The 18,373-nt window shown below is 69.6% G+C and carries 19 protein-coding genes; 9 read left to right on the forward strand and 10 right to left on the reverse strand.

Features of this window, described 5'->3' with window-relative positions:
* Positions 1–28: 28 nt before the first annotated feature.
* The 5 genes from M5C96_RS10425 (at position 29) to M5C96_RS10445 (ending at position 3,141) form a co-directional block, all read left to right on the forward strand.
* Positions 29–361 carry a YbaB/EbfC family nucleoid-associated protein gene (locus tag M5C96_RS10425; RefSeq protein WP_272568985.1) on the forward strand — a complete coding sequence of 111 codons (333 nt, stop codon included), beginning with the start codon at positions 29–31 and terminating at the stop codon, positions 359–361.
* Between the two features lie 167 nt (positions 362–528).
* Positions 529–1,119 (forward strand): recombination mediator RecR, encoded by a 591-nt coding sequence (gene recR / locus M5C96_RS10430; RefSeq protein ID WP_272568986.1) that lies wholly within the window; start codon positions 529–531, stop codon positions 1,117–1,119.
* 65 nt (positions 1,120–1,184) lie between these two features.
* Positions 1,185–1,589, forward strand: coding sequence for an MAPEG family protein (locus tag M5C96_RS10435; RefSeq protein ID WP_272568988.1), 405 nt, complete (start codon positions 1,185–1,187; stop codon positions 1,587–1,589).
* Positions 1,590–1,758: 169 nt separating this feature from the next.
* Positions 1,759–2,811 (forward strand): ABC transporter substrate-binding protein, encoded by a 1,053-nt coding sequence (locus tag M5C96_RS10440; RefSeq protein ID WP_272568989.1) that lies wholly within the window; start codon positions 1,759–1,761, stop codon positions 2,809–2,811.
* Between the two features lie 177 nt (positions 2,812–2,988).
* Positions 2,989–3,141 carry a DUF3096 domain-containing protein gene (locus tag M5C96_RS10445; protein ID WP_272547845.1) on the forward strand — a complete coding sequence of 51 codons (153 nt, stop codon included), beginning with the start codon at positions 2,989–2,991 and terminating at the stop codon, positions 3,139–3,141.
* 84 nt (positions 3,142–3,225) lie between these two features.
* Here M5C96_RS10445 and M5C96_RS10450 read toward each other — a convergent pair whose 3' ends face one another.
* Positions 3,226–4,758, reverse strand: coding sequence for a transglycosylase SLT domain-containing protein (locus tag M5C96_RS10450; protein ID WP_272568990.1), 1,533 nt, complete (start codon positions 4,756–4,758; stop codon positions 3,226–3,228).
* A complete protein-coding gene (gene gloB, locus M5C96_RS10455) occupies positions 4,755–5,531 on the reverse strand; it encodes a hydroxyacylglutathione hydrolase (protein WP_272568991.1) in 777 nt (258 codons plus the stop codon). Before gloB ends, M5C96_RS10450 begins: the two co-directional genes overlap by 4 nt.
* Between gloB and M5C96_RS10460 the strand changes: the two genes are divergently transcribed.
* Both M5C96_RS10460 and rnhA read left to right on the forward strand, forming a co-directional pair.
* Entirely contained in the window at positions 5,530–6,384 is an 855-nt protein-coding gene (locus M5C96_RS10460; protein ID WP_272568993.1) for a class I SAM-dependent methyltransferase, read from the forward strand. The two genes, gloB and M5C96_RS10460, sit on opposite strands and share 2 nt — an antisense overlap.
* A gap of 5 nt (positions 6,385–6,389) precedes the next feature.
* Entirely contained in the window at positions 6,390–6,839 is a 450-nt protein-coding gene (gene rnhA / locus M5C96_RS10465; protein ID WP_272568994.1) for a ribonuclease HI, read from the forward strand.
* A 39-nt stretch (positions 6,840–6,878) separates the two neighbouring features.
* Here the strand turns inward: rnhA and M5C96_RS10470 are convergent, their stop codons facing one another.
* The 8 genes from M5C96_RS10470 to M5C96_RS10505 form a co-directional block, all read right to left on the reverse strand.
* Positions 6,879–7,211, reverse strand: coding sequence for a thioredoxin family protein (locus tag M5C96_RS10470; RefSeq protein ID WP_272568995.1), 333 nt, complete (start codon positions 7,209–7,211; stop codon positions 6,879–6,881).
* A 153-nt stretch (positions 7,212–7,364) separates the two neighbouring features.
* Positions 7,365–8,729 carry a molybdopterin molybdotransferase MoeA gene (moeA, locus tag M5C96_RS10475; protein WP_272568996.1) on the reverse strand — a complete coding sequence of 455 codons (1,365 nt, stop codon included), beginning with the start codon at positions 8,727–8,729 and terminating at the stop codon, positions 7,365–7,367.
* Positions 8,726–9,274 (reverse strand): GNAT family N-acetyltransferase, encoded by a 549-nt coding sequence (locus M5C96_RS10480; RefSeq protein WP_272568998.1) that lies wholly within the window; start codon positions 9,272–9,274, stop codon positions 8,726–8,728. The genes moeA and M5C96_RS10480 overlap by 4 nt, the downstream gene beginning before the upstream one ends.
* Positions 9,271–9,939 carry a molybdenum cofactor guanylyltransferase MobA gene (gene mobA / locus M5C96_RS10485; RefSeq protein WP_272568999.1) on the reverse strand — a complete coding sequence of 223 codons (669 nt, stop codon included), beginning with the start codon at positions 9,937–9,939 and terminating at the stop codon, positions 9,271–9,273. Before mobA ends, M5C96_RS10480 begins: the two co-directional genes overlap by 4 nt.
* A gap of 3 nt (positions 9,940–9,942) precedes the next feature.
* Entirely contained in the window at positions 9,943–11,082 is a 1,140-nt protein-coding gene (gene moaA / locus M5C96_RS10490) for a GTP 3',8-cyclase MoaA (protein ID WP_272569000.1), read from the reverse strand.
* A gap of 73 nt (positions 11,083–11,155) precedes the next feature.
* Positions 11,156–11,926, reverse strand: coding sequence for an SDR family oxidoreductase (locus M5C96_RS10495; RefSeq protein ID WP_272569001.1), 771 nt, complete (start codon positions 11,924–11,926; stop codon positions 11,156–11,158).
* 46 nt (positions 11,927–11,972) lie between these two features.
* Positions 11,973–13,280: an FAD-dependent monooxygenase gene (locus tag M5C96_RS10500; protein WP_272569002.1), complete on the reverse strand. Its 1,308-nt coding sequence runs from the start codon at positions 13,278–13,280 to the stop codon at positions 11,973–11,975.
* A gap of 4 nt (positions 13,281–13,284) precedes the next feature.
* The gene (locus M5C96_RS10505; protein ID WP_272569003.1) at positions 13,285–16,389 is read right to left on the reverse strand and encodes a LodA/GoxA family CTQ-dependent oxidase; all 3,105 of its coding nucleotides are present in this window, start codon (positions 16,387–16,389) and stop codon (positions 13,285–13,287) included.
* 344 nt (positions 16,390–16,733) lie between these two features.
* Here M5C96_RS10505 and M5C96_RS10510 point away from each other — a divergent pair, with 344 nt between their 5' ends.
* Entirely contained in the window at positions 16,734–17,366 is a 633-nt protein-coding gene (locus M5C96_RS10510; protein ID WP_272569004.1) for a superoxide dismutase, read from the forward strand.
* 88 nt (positions 17,367–17,454) lie between these two features.
* Positions 17,455–18,354, forward strand: coding sequence for a ZIP family metal transporter (locus M5C96_RS10515; protein WP_272569005.1), 900 nt, complete (start codon positions 17,455–17,457; stop codon positions 18,352–18,354).
* Positions 18,355–18,373: the final 19 nt, after the last annotated feature.

Here is an 18,373-nt window from a genome sequence, read left to right on the forward strand (position 1 = left end):
TCATTCCCATCAGAAAAGGAAAACTCACATGTTCAACAAGGGACAACTCGCCGGCCTCATGAAGCAGGCCCAGGCCATGCAGGACAACCTGAAGAAGGCCCAGGACGAACTCGGCAACATCGAAGTGGAAGGCGAATCCGGCGCGGGCCTGGTGAAGGTGCTCATGACCTGCAAGCACGACGTCAAGCGCGTGACCATCGACCCCAGCCTGTTGGCCGATGACAAGGACATGCTCGAAGACCTGGTGGCCGCCGCCTTCAATGCGGCCGTGCGCAAGGCCGAAGAAACCTCGCAGGAAAAGATGGGCAAGCTGACCGCTGGCATGCCGGGACTGCCTCCCGGAATGAAATTCCCTTTCTGAGACAGGCGGCCGTCCCAGTCTGTGCGACTGCAGCGGCTGGAGCGCCGGTGGATGGCTTGGACAGGGGCCGGATCGTTCGCTTGCCTTCCGTTTGCGGCCGCCGGGCTCGCCGCACCCTTCCATGCCCTTCACGGGCATGTTTTCTTGATTCTTGAACGGCGCCTTGCATGTCCGACACCAATTCCCTCGATGCCCTGGTCCAGGCGCTGCGCCGTCTGCCGGGCGTGGGCGTGAAGTCGGCGCAGCGCATGGCCTTCCATCTGCTGCAGCACGACCGCGAAGGCGCCGAGGTGCTGTCGCGGGCGCTCCATGAGGCGACGGTGTCGGTGTACCACTGCGAACGCTGCCACACCTTCACCGAGGCCGCGGTGTGTGACACCTGCCTGGACCCGGAACGCGATGCCAGCCGGCTGGCCGTGGTGGAAACGCCGGCCGACCAGGCCGCGCTGGAGCGCACGGCGGCGTTTCGCGGGCTGTATTTCGTGCTCATGGGGCGGCTGTCGCCACTGGACGGGGTGGGGCCGAAGGACATCGGGCTGCAAAAGCTCATGGAGCGGGCCACCGATGGCGTGGTGCAGGAGGTGATCCTGGCCACCAATTTCACGGCCGAGGGCGAGGCCACGGCCTATGTCATCAGCGAGGCACTCAAGAGCCGGGGGCTGCACGTCACCCGGCTGGCCCGCGGCGTTCCGGTGGGCAGCGAACTGGAATACGTGGACCTGGGCACCATCGCGCATGCGCTGGTCGATCGCCGCTGACACTATAAAATTGATAGCTGCCAGCGAAATATCCAATTGCGCTGGAGCATGAAAAGGCTTGAACCATGAACTCCCTGCATGTCGCGCATTTCACCGTCGCCTACTGGTGCGTGCTCCTGATGGCGCTGCTGCCCATGGTATGCGCCCTGATCGCCAAGCGCGGCAGCTTCCAGGTGTCCGACAACCGCGATCCGCGAGGGTGGGCCTCCCGGCAGACCGACTGGCGCGCCCGCGCGCTGGCGGCGCAGTCCAACACCTTCGAGGCGCTGCCGTTCTTCATCGGTGCGGTGGTGATCGCGCACCAGTTGGGGGCCGGGCAGACGCTGCTGGATATCCTGGCGTTCCTCTTCGTGATGCTGCGCGTCTTCTACGTGATGATGTACGTGTCCGACCTGCCCACCGCCCGCAGCGCCGTGTGGCTGGGGGCGCTGGTGGTCAACATCGCCATTCTCTTCATCGGCTACCGCTGAGGCGGCGCCGCGGTCATGTCGCGGTGATCCACCTGCCTGGATCGCCCTGGCACCCATCCTACTAACCCGACTTTCCGTTCATGTCCCTCAGGGATTGCCCTGACGGGGCGGCTGCGCGCAGGTGGCACGATTGCTGCACTGCAGCATTTTCTTGAATTCGCTTTTTTCCATGGATTTTCCTCGCATCCGCCGCCGCCACTTCGGTACCTTGTCCGCCCTCTCGATGGCGGGCTGGGCGGGAGCGGATGCCTTGGCGGTGCCGTCGCCGTTCACGGCCGGGACCGGTCCGCTGCGGGTGGCGGTCGGGGGCTCGGGGCTGCTGTATCACCTGCCGCTGACCATCGCCCAGGAGCTGGGTTTCTTCCGGGCCGAGGGGCTTCACGTGGTGGTTCAGGACTACCCGGGCGGCGCCCTGGCCCTGCAGGCACTGCAGGACGGCGAGGCCGATGTGTGCTCGGGCGCCTACGACCACGTGCTGCGCCAGCAACTGCTGGGCCGCAGCTATTGCACCATCGTGCTGCAGGGGCGGGCGCCGCAGCTGGCCCTGGCAGCATCGGCGCGGGCCTGGCCCGTCAAGAGCGTGAGCCGCTTCAAGGGCATGCGCGTGGGCGTGTCGGCCCTGGGGTCTTCCACCCACCATGTGGCGCAACTGATGCTGTCGCGGGACGGCGCGCCGCTGGACGAGGTGTCCTTCGTCGGCGTGGGCTCCGCCCTGGGGGCGGTGGCCGCGCTGCGACAGGGGCGGGTGCATGCGCTGTGCCATGCCGATCCGATCGTCAGCGCACTGGAGCAGCGCGCCGAGGTGCGGGTGCTGTGCGACACGCGCTCGCTCAAAGGGTCGCAGGAGCTGTTCGGCGGCACCATGCCGGCCGCCAGCCTCTATGCGCCGCAGTCGTTCGTGCAAAAGCAGCCGGCCCGCTCGCAGGCCCTGGCCAACGCCATGGTCCATGCCCTCAAATGGCTGCAGACGGCCAGCCCGGCCGACCTGGTGCGCGCCGTGCCGTCCGGCTACCTGCTGGGCGAGCGGGGCGCCTACCTGGCGGCATTCCATAAGGTGCGCGACACCTTCTCGCCCGACGGCCTCATGCCTGATGACGGCCCGGCCAATGCGGCACGGGTGGTGGCCCGCCTGCGATCCGAACTGGCGCCGCTCAAGATCGATCTCGGGCGCACGTTCACGAACGAATTCGCGCGCAAGGCCAAGCAGAAGTTCAATGCGTGAGGGGCAGGGGGCACACGGTGCCGTGCCGGGGCCGACCGGCACTTTGGCTGAACTGTCCGACACACGGCGGCAAGGGTGTGGCGCTAGAGTCGACGGGGCGCCAGCGGCGGTCTTGCCACGGCGCTGCAACGCACCGATTGCGCTCCTTCATTCCATCACTCCAACAAGGATCTCTCCATGTCGCTGAACCTCAGTATCGGCCCCCTCGTTTCCCTGATCGCAGGCATCCTGATCCTGGTCATGCCCCGCCTGCTGAATTACATCGTGGCCCTGTACCTCATCGTGATGGGCGTGCTGGGACTCGTCGGCATGCACAACCTGCGCCTCTGAAGCGCAAACTTGCCGGGCCTCCACACGCAAGCGCTGGACGGCCAGCCTCTCCGGGGCGATGCCTTGGTTCGGCCCGGCTGCCGCTCAGCGCTTCTTGCGCGAGGGCGTTTCACCCTTGCGGGTGGGAGCCGCAGGGGCCTTGGCGCCGCGCGTGGAGGTCTGCTTGATGGCTGGGCGCGCGGACGAGGTGGTGGCCAGCTTCACCGGCAGGTACATCACGACCTGCTGGCCAGCCTTGAAGGCGGCGTTGGCCTTGACGTCGTTCCATTCGGCCACATTGGCGGCGCTCACCTTGTAGCGGTTGGCGATGCTGGCGACCGAGTCGCGCTTGCCGGCGCGCACCGTGGTGCGGCGCGTGACGATTTCCGGCGTGAAAGCGACCTGCCCGTTATCAGCCACCTGGCTGGACACGTCCTGGCGCGTGGTGGTGGCGCGGGGCACCATCAGGGCCGAGCCCGCCTTGATCATCATGCGTGGCGGAATTCGGTTCACGCTGCGCAGGTCGTTCTCGCTCATGCCGACGCGTTGGGCGGCGGTTGCCACCGTCATGGTGGTGGGCACGCTCCAGACCGTCCAGCTGGCGTATTGGCCTTCGCGGTGGGCTTCCAGGTTCTTGAGGAACACCTTGGCGTTGTCCCAGGGCAGCAGGATCTGCGGCATGCCCGCGGCCAGGATCACGGGGCGGTGCAGCGAGGGGTTGAGCGCGCGGAAGTCCTCTTCGCGCACCCCGGCCAGGCTGGCCACCAGCGAGACATCGATGTCGTGCGTGATGTCCACCGTCTGGAAGTAGGGGTGGTTTTCGATCAGCGGCAGTTCGGTGCGAAACGCCTGCGGGTTGGCGACGATGTTCTTCACCGCCTGCAGCTTGGGCACGTACATGCGGGTTTCGGCCGGCATGGTGAGTTCGGTGTAGCTGGTGCCCAGGCCCAGCTTCTGGTTGCGTGCGATGGCCCGGCTCACGCTGCCTTCGCCCCAGTTGTAGGCGGCCAATGCCAGGTGCCAGTCGCCGAACATGCCGTACAGGCGCTGCAGGTAATCGAGCGCGGCGCGCGTGGAGGCCAGCACGTCGCGGCGGTCGTCGCGGAAGGCGTTCTGCTTGAGCTGGTAGTCGCTGCCGGTGGCCGGCATGAACTGCCACATGCCGGCGGCCTTGGCGCTGGAGACGGCCTGCGGATTGAAGGCGCTCTCGATGTAGGGCAGCAGGGCCAGTTCGGTGGGCATGCCCCGCAGCTCGAGCTCTTCGACGATGTGGAACAGGTATTTGCTCGAGCGCTCGGTCATGCGCTGCATGTAGTCGGGGCGCGTGGCGTACCACTGCTCGCGGTCGCGCACGAGGTCCTGGTCCAGGTCGGGCATGGCGAAACCGCGGCGGATGCGGTCCCACAGGTCGGAGGGCGCGTAGAGCGATGCCACCTCGCCGTTGCTGGCCTGTACCGCCGAGATGGGCTGCAGCGGCCCGGAGGGAATCAGGGGGGTGTGGGAAGAAGAAGACGAGGTGTCGGTGGTAGCCGGCGCAGAACCGTCCTTGTTCGCGGCGCTTCCGGGCGACGTGCCTTGCGTGGCGCAGCCGGTGAGCCAGACCACGCTTGCCAGGCCCAGGATGTGCAAAATTTTCATTGAAACTCGTTTTTCCATTGGCGCAGCGCCGCGAGAACGGCCACTGCATCTTGGGGATCGACCTGCGCATCGAAGGCCCGGGCGGCCTGGGCCACCGTGGGTTGCCGCGTGCGCAGGAAAGGGTTGATGTCGCGCTCGGTGGCCAGGCGCGAGGGCAGCGTGGGCCGGCCCTGCTGCCGCAGCGCCTCGCAGTCGCGGGTGTATTGTCGCAACGCCCCGTTGCCGGGCTCCACCGCCCGGGCGAACTTCAGGTTGGACAGCGTGTACTCGTGTGCACAGCACACACGGGTGTCGCCCGGCAGCGCGGCCAGGGTGTCGAGCGACGCCTGCATCTGCGCGGGCGTGCCTTCGAAAAGCCGGCCGCAGCCGCCGGAAAAGAGGGTGTCCCCGCAGAACAGCACGGGGGTGCCGTGCACATCAGGGGCGTAGTAGGCGATGTGCCCTGCGGTGTGGCCGGGCACGTCGAAGACCTGAAAGCGCAGGCCCAGCACCTCGGCCGTGTCGCCCTGCACCAGGCGGGTGATGGGTTCGGGCACGGTTTCGTGCGCGGGGCCGAAGACGCGGGCGCCGGTGGCCTCGCGCAGCGCCGGCACGCCGCCGACATGATCGGCATGGTGGTGCGTGACTAGAATCGCCTGCAATGGCAGGTCCAGGGTTTGCAATGCCTGCAACACCGGGCCCGCTTCTCCCGGATCGACCACGACCGCAGCCTGCGCGTCGTGCAGCATCCAGATGTAGTTGTCGGTAAAGGCGGGCAGCGGCAGCAAGTTCATGAGCGATGAAATTATAGGTTTGCACCACTGGTTCGACTCTTCCCCCGGCCGATACCTGCTGGCGTGGGAGCAGGAACGCTATGACGAGCTGGTGGCCGACATCTTCGGCTACCACGCCCTGCAGCTCGGAATGCCGGGTTTGCAGGGGCTGCGCGCCAACCGCATGCCCCACCGCTGGCTGGCGTTGGGCGCCGAAGAAACCCTGCTGTGGACCGACGAGGCGGCCGGCTGGCACGCGGCCGGGGCTCTGGGGGGCGGAGACCCTGGAGAGCCCGCCCTGCTGGCCGATCCGGTGGCCCTGCCTTTCTCGGAGAACAGCCTCGATCTGGTGCTGCTGCCGCATGCGCTGGAACTCAGCATCGACCCCCATGCCGCGCTGCGCGAGGTGCAGCGCGTGCTGGTGCCCGAGGGGCGGGTGGTCATCAGCGGGCTGAACCCCGTGAGCCTGTGGGGCCTGTGCCAGCGCCGGGCGCGGCTGTACCAGCGCCTGGGTGCGGGCGGGCAGCTGTACCTGCCCGACGTGGGCGAGTTCATCGGCCACTGGCGGCTGCGCGACTGGCTGCGGCTGCTCAATTTCGAGGTCGAGTCGGTCAGCTTCGGCTGCTACCGGCCGGCGGTGCGCAGCGCGCCCTGGCTGGAGCGTTTCGACTGGATGGACGGACTGGGGGCCCGCTGGTGGCCGATACTCGGGGCCGCCTATGTGGTGGTGGCGGTCAAGCGCGTGCACGGCGTGCGGCTGCTGGGCGCGCCCTGGCGCCGAGCGCCCAAGGGCACTGCGGCGCCGGTGCCGGTGGCCAATCGCGGCACGGTCCGCGATGGCGGGCCGGCCTTTCATGTGGATGGACGGGAGTAACGTTTTTGAATCAGGTTGTGATCTATACCGACGGGGCTTGCAAAGGCAATCCGGGCCCTGGCGGCTGGGGGGTGGTGCTGCGTTCGGGCGCGCTGGAAAAGGAATTGTTCGGCGGGGAGCTGGGCACGACGAACAACCGCATGGAGCTGCTCGCGGTGATCGAGGCCTTGGGCGCGCTCAAGCGGCCGTGCGAGGTGACGCTGTTCCTGGACAGCCAGTACGTGCGCAAGGGCATCACCGAGTGGATCCAGGGCTGGAAGAAAAAGGGCTGGCGCACGGCCGCCGGCCAGCCGGTCAAGAACGTGGAGCTGTGGAAGCGGCTGGACGATCTGGTGGCCCAGGGCGGCCATGTGGTCGACTGGCGCTGGGTGAAGGGCCATGCGGGCGACCCGGGCAACGAGCGCGCCGATGCCCTGGCCAACAAAGGGGTGGACAAGGCGCTCGGGCGCGGCTGAAGCCGCCGTCGAGGCCTGCGTCCGCCAGGTCTGCGTCCGTCAGGCCCCGGGCGTGATCGCCTGCAGGCCGGCCTGCAGCGGCTCCGGCCCCTGCGGCCGCACCACGCGGTCCACCTCCTTGCCGTCGCGCAGGAAGACGAGGGTCGGCCAGAGCTTCACGCCGAAGCTGCGGCCTAGTCGCTGGCCCGGTCCGTCCTCGACCTTGACGTGGGCCACATCGTCCCGGCCCTCCAGCGCGGCCTGGATGAGCGGCTGCGCCCCCTGGCAGTGGCCGCACCAGGGCGTTCCGAACTCCAACACCGTGGCGCCGGCCAGGCGGTCCACGTCTTCGCGGGCGGGGGGCTGTTCGAGGTGGCGGGCGCAATAGGTCATGGCGATGGGGTCCTTGTCATGTTGTTATAGGGAGGGCGTGGGTTGGCCCGGCGGGGTTGGCGGGGGAACCTGTCTGTCAGCATAGGCCTGTGCCCGCAGGCACTGCGTTCGGCGCATGCGCCGCCAGACTGTGGGACCGGGCTGGCAGGCATTTCACAGCGCGCCATCGAACATCATCACGTCCACGGTCTCCCCCGCGGCCACTGGCCCCCGGGGCGGGTGCAGCACGATGAGGCCGTTGGCCTGCACCATCGAATGGAGCACCCCCGAGCCCTGGTGGCCGGTGGTGCGGACCTGCAGCGATCCATCCGGCGCGGTGCTGACGATGCCGCGCTGGTACTCGGTGCGGCCGGCCTTCTTGCGCAGCGGCTCGGTGCTCACCGCGCGCAGCAGCGGCGGGGCCGCGCGGGTGCAGCCCATGGCGCTCAGCAGCGCAGGCCGCACGAACGCCAGGAAGGCCACCATCACGGCGACAGGATTGCCGGGCAGGCCGAACCAGAGGGTCTCGCTGGTTGAAATAGGTTTGCTATTATTTTCATAGCTGTATGCCCTGGTATTGATTGCACTGGAGGCCATTTGGGCATCCACTCCCGAGGCGTGCTCGCTGCGCAGCCGCCCCACCGCCATCGGCCGGCCGGGCCGCATGGCGACTTGCCAGAACGCTACGTCGCCCAGCCGCTGCACCGTGGAGCGCAGGTGGTCCGCATCGCCTTCGCTCACGCCCCCGCTGGTGATCACGGCATCGGCCTGCCGTGCTGCCTGGCGCAGCGCGGCTTCGAGTTGCGCGGGCGAATCGGGCACCACGCCCAGGTCGATCGGCTCCACGCCCAGCCGGGCCAGCAGGCCGATGAGGGCGTACCGGTTGCTGTCGTACACGGCGCCCTCGCGAGGGGCGTCGCCCGGGATCAGCAACTCGTCGCCGGTCGAAAAGCACGCCACGCGCAGGCGGCGGAACACGGTGACCGTGGGCAGGCCCAGGCTGGCCACCAGGCCGAGCGCGGCGGGGGTGAGCCGCTCGCCACGGGCCAGCGCCACGCCGCCCTGCACCAGGTCTTCGCCCGCGCGGCGCCGGTGGTCGCCGGGCCGCACCGCGCCGGCTGCGAGGTGCACGGTGTCGCCCTGCACGGTGGCCAGCTCTTGCGGCACCACCGTGTCCAGCCCTGGCGGCATGACGGCGCCCGTCATGATGCGAACGCATTCGCCGGGCGCGGCACGGCCCGTCCAGGGCCGGCCGGCCAGGGCGGTGCCGGCCACCCGCAGCGACAGCGGCTGGCCGGCGCGCAATGCCGAGCCGTCGAACGCATAGCCGTCCATGGCCGAGTTGTCGTGCGGCGGCACGCTGATGGGCGAGACGAGGTCGCAGGCCAGCACCCGGTCGAGCGCCGCGGACAGCGCCACGGTTTCGGTGCCGGCCATCGGCTGCACCAGTTGTTCGAGGAAGGCGGTGACGGCCTCGGCACCCAGGGCGTGGGCGTCGTAGCCGGGCAGGTCGGCGGCGATCTGTGCAAGGGTCTTCATGCGGCAGAAAAAAGAGGGGAGGCCGGCAGCCACCGCACCATGTGCAGCTTGTCGTGCCCGATGCTTTGGATGACCACCGCGCGCGGCAGCAGGCCCCAGGCGCGAAAGCCCGCGCGCTCGTACAGGCGCACGACGTGGGTGTTGGCGGCGGTGACGGTCAGCACCAGCTGTTCCAGCCCGGCCACCTGTTCGGCGAGCTGCACGCAGGCCTGCACCAGTGCGCGCCCGACGCCGCCGCGCTGCGCGTGCGGCGCCACCATCATGCCGACCACGCTGGCGCAGTGGCGCTGCTGCAGGCGGGCCTCGCGCTCGCAGCCGATGCTGCCCAGCAACTGGCCGTCCGCGGCGAACGCCCCGAGGAAGAAGGTGCCCGTGGCAGGCGCGCCGAAGCGCTCGGCATACGACTGGGCCGGGCGCAGCACCGCGCTGGCGTGGTCGGAGGTGAAGGCCTCGGGCGCGCAGCGCAGCGCCTCGTCGCGCAGGGCCTTGTAGGCATGCAGGTGCGCGGTGCCGAGCACGTCGATCCGGAAGGGGGCAGGGGTCATGGGGCGAGCGCGCGTTCGAGCGCGTGCAGTTCGGCCAGGGTGTTGGCGTTGCAAAAGCCGAGCGGGTCGTCGCCGGGCTGGTCGAAGGCGGCCACCGCGCACCGGTGCTGGGCGATCCAGGCGCCGATCTTGCGGCCGCCGCCCACCATGAATTGCGCGAGCGACTCCCGCAGCGAGGCCCGCAGGAGACAGAACACCGGCTGCGTGCGCAGGGGCGCGGCTGTATGGTGGGCATCGGCTGCTGTCGGCCCATCGGCTTGCGGCGCGGCGGCGATGGCCAGATCCGCAGGACCGCCTGCCGTGTCCATGGCACAGGCCGCAGCCATCAGGCGCCGGGCCAGATCGGGCGGAAACAGCGGCGTGTCGCAGGGCACGGTGAGCAGCCACGGGGTTTCGCAGCGCGACAGGCCGGCCAGAAAACCCGCCAGCGGTCCGGCGTGGCCGGGCTCGGCATCGGTCACGACCGGGACGCCGAAGGTGGCGTAGCGGTCGAGGTGGCGGTTCGCGCTGACCAGCCGCGGGCCGACCTGGGAACGCAGCCGCTGCAGCGCATGCAGCGCCAGCGGCACGCCCTGGAAGGGCTGCAGGCCCTTGTCCTGCCCGCCCATGCGCGTGCCCTGGCCGCCGGCCAGCACCAGCCCGGTGATGCGGGTGGCGTCATCCATGCGTCAGCCGCCGATGTAGCTCATTTCCACCCGCCGCGCGCCTTGGCCGGTGTCCGCAGGCAGGCTGCTGCGCAGTTCCGAATAGCGGTCGCCGCGGCCGTTCCAGATGCCGGCGATGGCGGCGGCGATGTCGGCATCGGTGGCGCCGCCGCGCAGCAGGCTGCGCAGGTCCCAGCCCTGGGTGGCGAACAGGCACAGGTAGAGGCTGCCTTCCATCGACAGGCGGGCGCGGTTGCAGTCGCCGCAAAACGCTTGCGTGACGCTGCCGATCACGCCCACCTCGCCCAGCGCCGGGTCGTGGCGCCCGGTGGCATCGGCGTAGCCCCAGCGGCGGGCGGTTTCCCCGGGGGCCTGTTCGGGCAGGGGCACCAGGGGCAGGTGGGCCTGCAGCCGCTCGATCACGTCGGCGGATGGCAGCACCTCGTCCATGCGCCAGCCGTTGGTGGCGCCCACGTCCATGTACTCGATGAATCGCAGCGTCACGCCGGTGCCGCGAAAGTGCCGCGCCATCGGCACGATCTCGTGATCGTTGGTGCCGCGCTTGACCACCATGTTGACCTTGATGCGCGCAAACCCCGCAGCCTGTGCCGCGTCGATGCCGGCCAGCACCTCGGCCACCGGAAAGTCCACATCGTTCATGTGCCGGAACACCGCGTCCTGCAGGCTGTCCAGGCTCACCGTGAGGCGGTTCAGCCCGGCGTCCTTGAGCGCCTGCGCCTTGCGCGCGAGCAGCGAGCCGTTGGTGGTCAGCGTGAGGTCGGGCGCCGTGCCGTCCGGCATGCGCAGCTGCGCCAGCATGCCGACGAGGTTTTCGAGGTGCTTGCGCAGCAGCGGCTCGCCGCCGGTGAGCCGGATCTTGCGCACGCCGTGGTCGACGAAGCTGCGGGCCAGGCGGGTGATTTCCTCGAAGCTGAGCAGCGCGCTGTGCGGCAGGTAGGGGTAGTCCTTGTCGAACACCTCCTTGGGCATGCAGTACGCGCAGCGGAAGTTGCAGCGGTCGGTCACGCTGATGCGCAGATCCCGCAGCGGGCGCCCGAGCGTGTCGGTCAGCCATCCCGATGGAATCCCGGCTAGGCCCTGCGGCACGGCGGGGCGCAGCGCAGCGATGCGCTGGTCCACCAGGGGGATGACACGTTCAGCCATGGGCGGATTTTGCCGCATGGGGTGCGGTAGGGTTATCGGCGCAATGGGCCGCGCCGCTGTCGGCCGTCAGCGATCAGACGCAGCGGGCGCCATCCACCTCGATGCACACGCCGCTCACGAAGGCCGCTTCGTCGCTGGCCAGGTACAGCGCCGCGTTGGCCACGTCGAGCGCGGTGGAAAAACGCCCCAGCGGAATCGAGGCGAGGAATTTGGCGCGGCGCGCGTCGTCCACCGGCCCGCCGGCGAACTCGGCGGCCAGGCCCGTGTCGGGGTTGAACACCGGGTTGATGCAGTTCACGCGGATGTTGTCGGGGCCCAGTTCGGCCGCCATCGACTTGCTGGTGGTGATGACCGCGCCCTTCGACCCGTTGTACCAGGTGAGGCCCGGGCGGGGCCGCAGGCCGGCGGTGGAGGCGATGTTGATGAAGCTGCCGCCCGCTGTGCCCGGGTTGGCGCGCATGGCCGGCACGGCGTGGATGGCCGAGAGGTAGAGGCTTTTGACGTTGATGGCATACACCTTGTCGAACTCTTTCTCGCTCACCTCCAGCATGGGGCGGTTGCGGTGCGTCCAGCCGGCGTTGTTCACGACCACGTCGAGCCGGCCATGCAGGCGCACGGCCTCGTCCACCAGGGCTTTCATGTCGCTAGAGCGGGTGACGTCGGCGGCGAAGAAGTCCGCCGTGCCGCCCGCCGCGCGGATCTCGGCCGCCACGCGCTGGCCCCCGGTGGCCTGGATGTCGTTGACGATGACCCGGCCGCCCTCGGCCGCGAGCCGCTTGGCGATGCCTTCGCCGATGCCGTTGCCGGCGCCGGTGACGATGATGGATTTGCCTTGCACGCGCATGAAGCCTCCGATGGCGCTATGTTTTCGATAGCTGCCTGCGCAATTTTCACCAGGGCGGTGGCGGGATTCCGTTGGATGGACTCTCGCGGCCGGTGGCCGTTGGTTGCGCGGGCGGCCAAGGCAGTGTAGCCACCGCTTTCCCGCCCGGCGTGCCCGGCACTGCCCCCTGCGCGACAGGGTGGCTCGTCTGCCGGCGCGCCCAGAAGGCGGCACCGGGCCAGCGCGTTTCCATCGCGTAGAAGCCCTGCAACTGCTTGCGGTACACCCGGTGGATGTCCCGCAGATGGTCGGCATAGCGCTGCGGCGCCTGCAGGTCGCCCGCCCCGTGCGCCAGCACCGCCTGTGCCGCGCGCATTCCGGTGTAGAGCGCGTTGCCGATGCCCTTGGACGACAGCGGGTCGAAGGCGAGGGCGGCGTCGCCCACCGCCAGCCAGCGCTCGCCGGCCGCACGATCGAGTTCGGCGCTGCAGGCATCGGCGCCCTGCACCGCGCCGTGGGGGCGATAGCCGTGCTCGGCGCACAGCGCGCCCAGGTGGGTGGTGTGCTGCAGGTGATGCCACAGGCCGTCGTCGTCCAGCAGGGTGCGGCGGTCCAGCAGGTCGGCATCGCCCAGGAAGGCCACCACGCGTTCGCCACTGGGCAGCAGCACGCTGTACCACCAGCCGTCTTCGACAGCCTCGACCCAGGTGCGGCCGTCCAGGTCGGTGCGGCTGTCGGTGCGCAGGCGCTGGTAGAAGGCCAGCAGCCGGTCGTAGTGGCGGCGGCGCGCGCCGAGCCGACAGGCCTGGGTCGCCATGCGGCCGCTGGCGTCGATCAGCCAGCGTGCCGTCACGTGCGACAGGGATTCGCCCGCGCGGCGCAGCTGCAGCCGGTGCAACGGGCCGGATGCCTCCTGCGGGTCCGCCGAGGCGGTGCCGGTGCTGCCGGCGGGGTCGGCGCCCTGTGCATCGTCGCACTGCAGGTGGGTGGAAAGCGCGACCGTGCAGCCCGCCTCGCTGGCGGCCGCCCGCAGCGTGGCGTCGAAGCGCACGCGGTCCAGTTGCAAGCCATTGCCATGCAGCTGGCGCAGGGTGTCGTTGGCGTGGCTGGCCAGCCCGCCCCAGTAGGCCAGCGTGCCGTAGCTGGGGCGGTGGCCGTCCGCCAGCACGCGGTCGAGCACGCCGAGTTCCCCCAGCAGGCTGCGCACGGGCGGCGGCAGGCCCTCGCCGATGCGAAAGGCCCGCTCGCCGCCGCCATCGGCCAGCAGCACGCGCAGCCCGGCGCGAGCCAGGGGAATGGCGCAGGCCGCGCCGGCGGGACCGCCGCCGGCGATGGCCACGTCGAACGCCTGCGCAGCGGTCTCCGGGCGGGGCACGCGCTCAGCCGCCCGGCGGCCGGCGGCGCACCGGCAGCGGCGCGTTCTGCGCTTCGGCGTGCGAGCCGAAATTGGCGCCGTGCGGCAGCGGGCGTGCCTTCGGGTAGATGGGGGCGGTGGCATCGGCCGCGTCGCCCTCGATGGCGGCGGCGCCCAGCAGTCGGGTCTGCGCGGCCAGCGCGGCGTCGCTGAGGCTGGCGGCATCAGCGGCCGCGACATCGGGGCCGTACGACGCCACCATCATCTGCGCCGGGAAGGCCGGATCGTCCGGCACGCCTGGGCGCACTTCCACGAGGCCCATCGATCCGAAGATGCGCACCATCTCCTCCATCTGCCCCGCCGTGGTGCCGTGCAGCGGCTTGTTCCAGCTGGTGCGGTTGGAGAACGCCTCGATGCGCCGGGCCATGGGCTGCTGCGGGTCCACGACGATGGCGTAGTCCTCGGCCGTCAGCACGTGGTTGGGCACGCGGGCCGGCCAGAAGGTGGGCGCGAACGGGTCGTAGGCGGTGTCGTACCCTGCCCGGCAGTAGGCCGTGTCGGCCTGCCAGGGCAGGCCCATCCAGCGGTTGATGTCGCCGGGCCCCTGGGCATACAGCGGTCCCTGGGCCGACAGCGCGGTGGCCTGGTCGAGCGTGGGCCCGTAGCTCGGCTCGGCCGTGCCCGCCGGGCGCTGGCGGATGCGGAACGGTCGGCTGTACAGCGTCAGGTGGCGCATGGGCCAGGTCATCTCGCAGCCGGGGTGGAAGGCGTCGGCCAGGCAGAACTCCAGCGCCGCCTGGTCCAGCGTGGCGGGCTGCTGCGCGAGCGGCACCGCGTCGATGCTGGTTGGCAGCTGGCGGCCGGCATCCCAGTCGGAGACGAAGTCGCCCTGCACCCAGCGCGCCAGCACATTGCTCTGCGTCTGGCTGATGCTGGCGTTCTGGCGCGGGCTCTGGCCTGCGGGCACCGTCATCGCATCGCCGTACAGCCAGGGCCAGGGCATCTGGTTGCCGTCCGGTGGGCTGGGGGGGCGGAAGCTGTTGAACACCTGCCGGCGCAGTTCGGCGTTGGGGTCGTAGCCGCCTGCAGGGGGCAGGGCGGAGAGCCGCTCGATCAGCGCGGGGCTCTCGAAGTCGTACTGCCCCTGGTGGCCGAACAGGGTGGCGAAACCCTGGTTCACCCATTGCAGGCCCGACAGGCGCTGCAGGATGGGGTACACGTCGTCGGCGAACGAGATCGTGGCCGGCGCGGGCAGCCAGCCGGCCTGCACGTACAGGTCCTGCAGCAGGTCGTACAGCGTGCGCTGGGTCTTGACCTGCGGGGCGTAGTTGGGCGGGGCGGTCACCACCCAGGCGGATTCCACCGGGATGTCCTGGCCCTCGATGCGCACCGTGGCCGAGACCGGGCCGTCGCAGGTGTCGTCGTACCAGCCGTCGGCGTTGATGAACGAGTCGCCGTCCGCGGGGTTGAAGATCGGGCTGCCCGTGGGCGAGGCTGAGACGCCGTGGCCGGGCAGGAACACCAGCCGGCCGCTGGCGTCGGTCTGCAGTTCGCCGATCTTGACCGGCACGCCGGTGAACTGCCCGGTGCAGGGCACCGGCGCCGCGTTGCGGCCGGCGATGCGCTGCACGCCCGCGTCGATGACCAGCGTGTCGCGCGCGGCGTTCTTGGCGTTGCGCAGCGGCAGCTGGGTTTTGGCCGCCTCCGGAATGTCGAGCGCTATCTGCCACTGGTACCAGGCCGCCTTGCTGTTGGCGACGTGCACGGACCATTCGATGTCGGCCCAGTCGGCGGTCAGCTCGCGCACCACGTCGCCCGCGGTGTTGTAGCCGTAGATGCGAAACTGCGCGGCCTCGCGCTTGAGCGCGCCGGTGGCATCGCGGTAAAAGCCCTGGGGCTGCGGTGGCGGGTTCACCACCTGCGGGCCCAGGTAGAACGCCGTCTCGCTGTTGCCCACCCGGGCGATGCCGATGGCCGGGTGGATGGCGGCGCGCACGATGCGCGTGTCCTTCGCGGCGGGGTAGTCCACGCCGGGCGCGTACTGCGCGGGACGGGGCACCACGGGCTCGCCCAGCGGCACGCCGTTCACGTTGCGGCGGTTTTCGGACGAGGCCCGGTACACGGCCTTGCGCGCCTCGGCGATGCTGCCCATGGGCATGTGCTCGGGCAGGGCATGCCAGGGGTTGTAGGCCAGGTTTTCGCCGTAGCCCGACTGGCCGCGGGCGTCCAGGTCCTGCTGGGGCAGCTCCAGGATGCCGACTTCGATCGGCACGCTGGCCTGCTCGCTCCAGCGCACCGTGGCGGCGTCGAGTGGCATGTCGTGGTCGTTGGTCTGGAACTGCAACAGGAAGCGAAAGCGCGCCGGGCCCTTGCGCAGGCGGGCATGCAGGTCGGCCCGCAGGTAGAACGGGTCGTCGAAGTCCGGCGGCGCGTCGGCCGGCGGCGCCTGCACCGGCTCGATCTTGTATTTGACGAAGCGGCCCTGGCCGAAGCAGGAGGGCAGCACGCTCCAGTAGTCGGTGGCCAGCACGGAGTCCACCGTCTTTTCCATGTCGTTCAGGATCTGCGCGGTGACGGGGTGTGCCTTCAGGTAGGCATCGCCCCGGCCGTGCAGCGATTCGCAGGTGAACTCGCACATGTCCCGCGCGGTGTCGGTGAAGAACACGTCGTGGTTCTGCAGGATGAAGTCCTGCGTGGTGGCGTCCTGATCGGGCTCCAGCAGCTTGCGCCCCTGCACCCCGAACAGCTTGATCGCGATGCCCGTGGTGCCCTTGAGGTCGGGGTTGCTGGGCTGCACGTCGGCCGAGAAGCGCACCCACACCGGGTACTGCGGTGCCTGTCTGAACACGCCGACCCGCAGCTCGGGCGGCAGATTCGGATCGATGGTGAACTGGCCATGCGCCACGCCGTGCAGGCGCAGGAACACAGGCCGCGTGGCCGGGTCGCGGCCCGCCGCCATGCCCTTGCCCTGGAAATAGTCCACGAACAGCTGTTGGAGCCCGGCCACCGGATCGCTGTCGCAGCAGCAGGGGCTGGGCGGCAAGGTCGGGGGCAGGGTGATGGGTGTGGCGGCGCAGGTGCTGGTGCTGGTGCTGGCCGACGGCGCGGGCGGAACTGACGTGCTTTTCATCGCAACCCTCCTTTGTTTTATGAATCGTCCTGGACGATGTAACGCTCCCTCCCGAAAAGGCCGGCATGACCCCCGTGCGCTTTGGGACCCGAACATTCTGCGGGGGAACGGCAGGGGGAATATTCAGGGTTTCCACTCGGTGGAAAAAGAGCGACACCACGGCGTGGCGCGTGCATGGCAGGCGCAAATCCCACAAAACCCTGCGCAAAACCGTGCAATCATTGTGGTGAATGAAAATAATTATCATTTCTAAAGCCAGGGTTTTCTGGGCGAGCCGCCGTCCAGAGCCCGTTCCCAGGTCGCCCGGTCACCCGTTTCCGCTCCCTTTTTAGAAAGTGAAAACCATGCCCCATACGCTTCCCGCTCTGCCCTATGCCTACGACGCGCTCGAACCCCACATCGATGCGCAGACCATGGAAATCCACCACACCAAGCACCACCAGACCTACGTCAACAACCTGAACGCCGCGCTGGAAGGCACGCCGCAGGCCGACCTGTCCATCGAGGCGCTGGTGGCCCAGGTGCAGGCACTGCCCGAGAAGCTGCAGGCGCCCGTGCGCAACAACGGTGGCGGGCATGCCAACCACAGCCTGTTCTGGACCGTGATGGCGCCGGCGGGCCAGGGCGGCGGCGGGCAGCCCTCCGGCGCGCTGGCGCAGGCCATCGATGCGGAGCTGGGCGGGTTCGACGCCTTCAAGGAGGCCTTCACCAAGGCCGCGCTCACGCGCTTCGGCAGCGGCTGGGCCTGGCTGTCCGTCACGCCTGGCGGCCAGCTCGCGGTGGAGAGCAGCGGCAACCAGGACAGCCCGCTCATGGCAGGCCTGCTGTCGGGCAACACGCCCATCCTGGGCCTGGACGTGTGGGAGCACGCCTACTACCTGAAGTACCAAAACCGCCGCCCGGAATACATCGCCGCGTTCTATAACGTCGTGGACTGGGCCGAAGTGGCCCGCCGCTACGCGAAGGCCCGCGGTTGACGCCCGGGGACGGCCGCAGCGATTCTTCGTTCTGACGGCGCTCCCCGTTTCCGACCCATCGATCCACCCTCCGACCAAGGCCTCGCACATGAACGCTGACGACACACTCACCGGACGCACCGGCTGGCGCATGCGCAGATGGCTGGGGGTGGCCATCGTGCTGGCCGGCGTCTTGGTGCTGGGCCGGCAGTTCTTCCAATTCCTGGCCGACAACCCGCGCGTGGAGCAGGCCTGGCACGGGGGACTGGTGGCGGCCCTGGCGACCGCGCTGGGCACGCTGCCGGTGGTGTTCTCGCAGCGGCTGTCCGAGCGGGTGCAGGACACGCTGTTCGGCTTCGGCGCCGGGGTGATGCTGGCCGCCTGCTCGTTCTCGCTCATCATTCCCGGCATTGCCGCGGCCCAGTCGGCGGGCGCGGGGGCCTGGGGCGCGGGCGGCATCATCGGCACCTCGATCCTGCTGGGCGGACTCGCGCTGCTGGTCATGGAACGGCTGCTGCCGCACGAGCATTTCATCAAGGGCGTGGAGGGCGGCCCGTCGCCGCGCACGCTGCGGCGCACCTGGCTGTTCGTCTTCGCGATCGCGCTGCACAACCTGCCCGAGGGCCTGGCCATCGGCGTGGCCTACGGCGGGGCCGATGCGCTGCGCGCCGGCACGCTCACGGCCGGCATCGCCATCCAGGACGTGCCCGAGGGCCTGGTGGTGGCCGTGGCCCTGCTGGCCGCTGGCTACAAGCGCTGGCTGGCCGTGGCGCTGGGCATGGCGTCAGGCCTGGTGGAGCCGCTGGGCGCAGTGCTGGGCGCCACGGTCATCGGCTTTTCCTCTCACCTGCTGCCTTGGGGCCTGGGCTTTGCGGCCGGGGCGATGCTGTTCGTCATCAGCCACGAGATCATTCCCGAGTCGCACCGCAAGGGACACGAAGCCTGGGCCACGGGCGGGCTGATGATCGGCTTCGTGATCATGATGATCCTGGACACCGCGCTGGGCTGATCCAGGGGGCTTGAAGCCG

The organism is Acidovorax sp. GBBC 1281 (assembly GCF_028473645.1).
In the GTDB taxonomy this organism is placed as follows: domain Bacteria; phylum Pseudomonadota; class Gammaproteobacteria; order Burkholderiales; family Burkholderiaceae_C; genus Paracidovorax.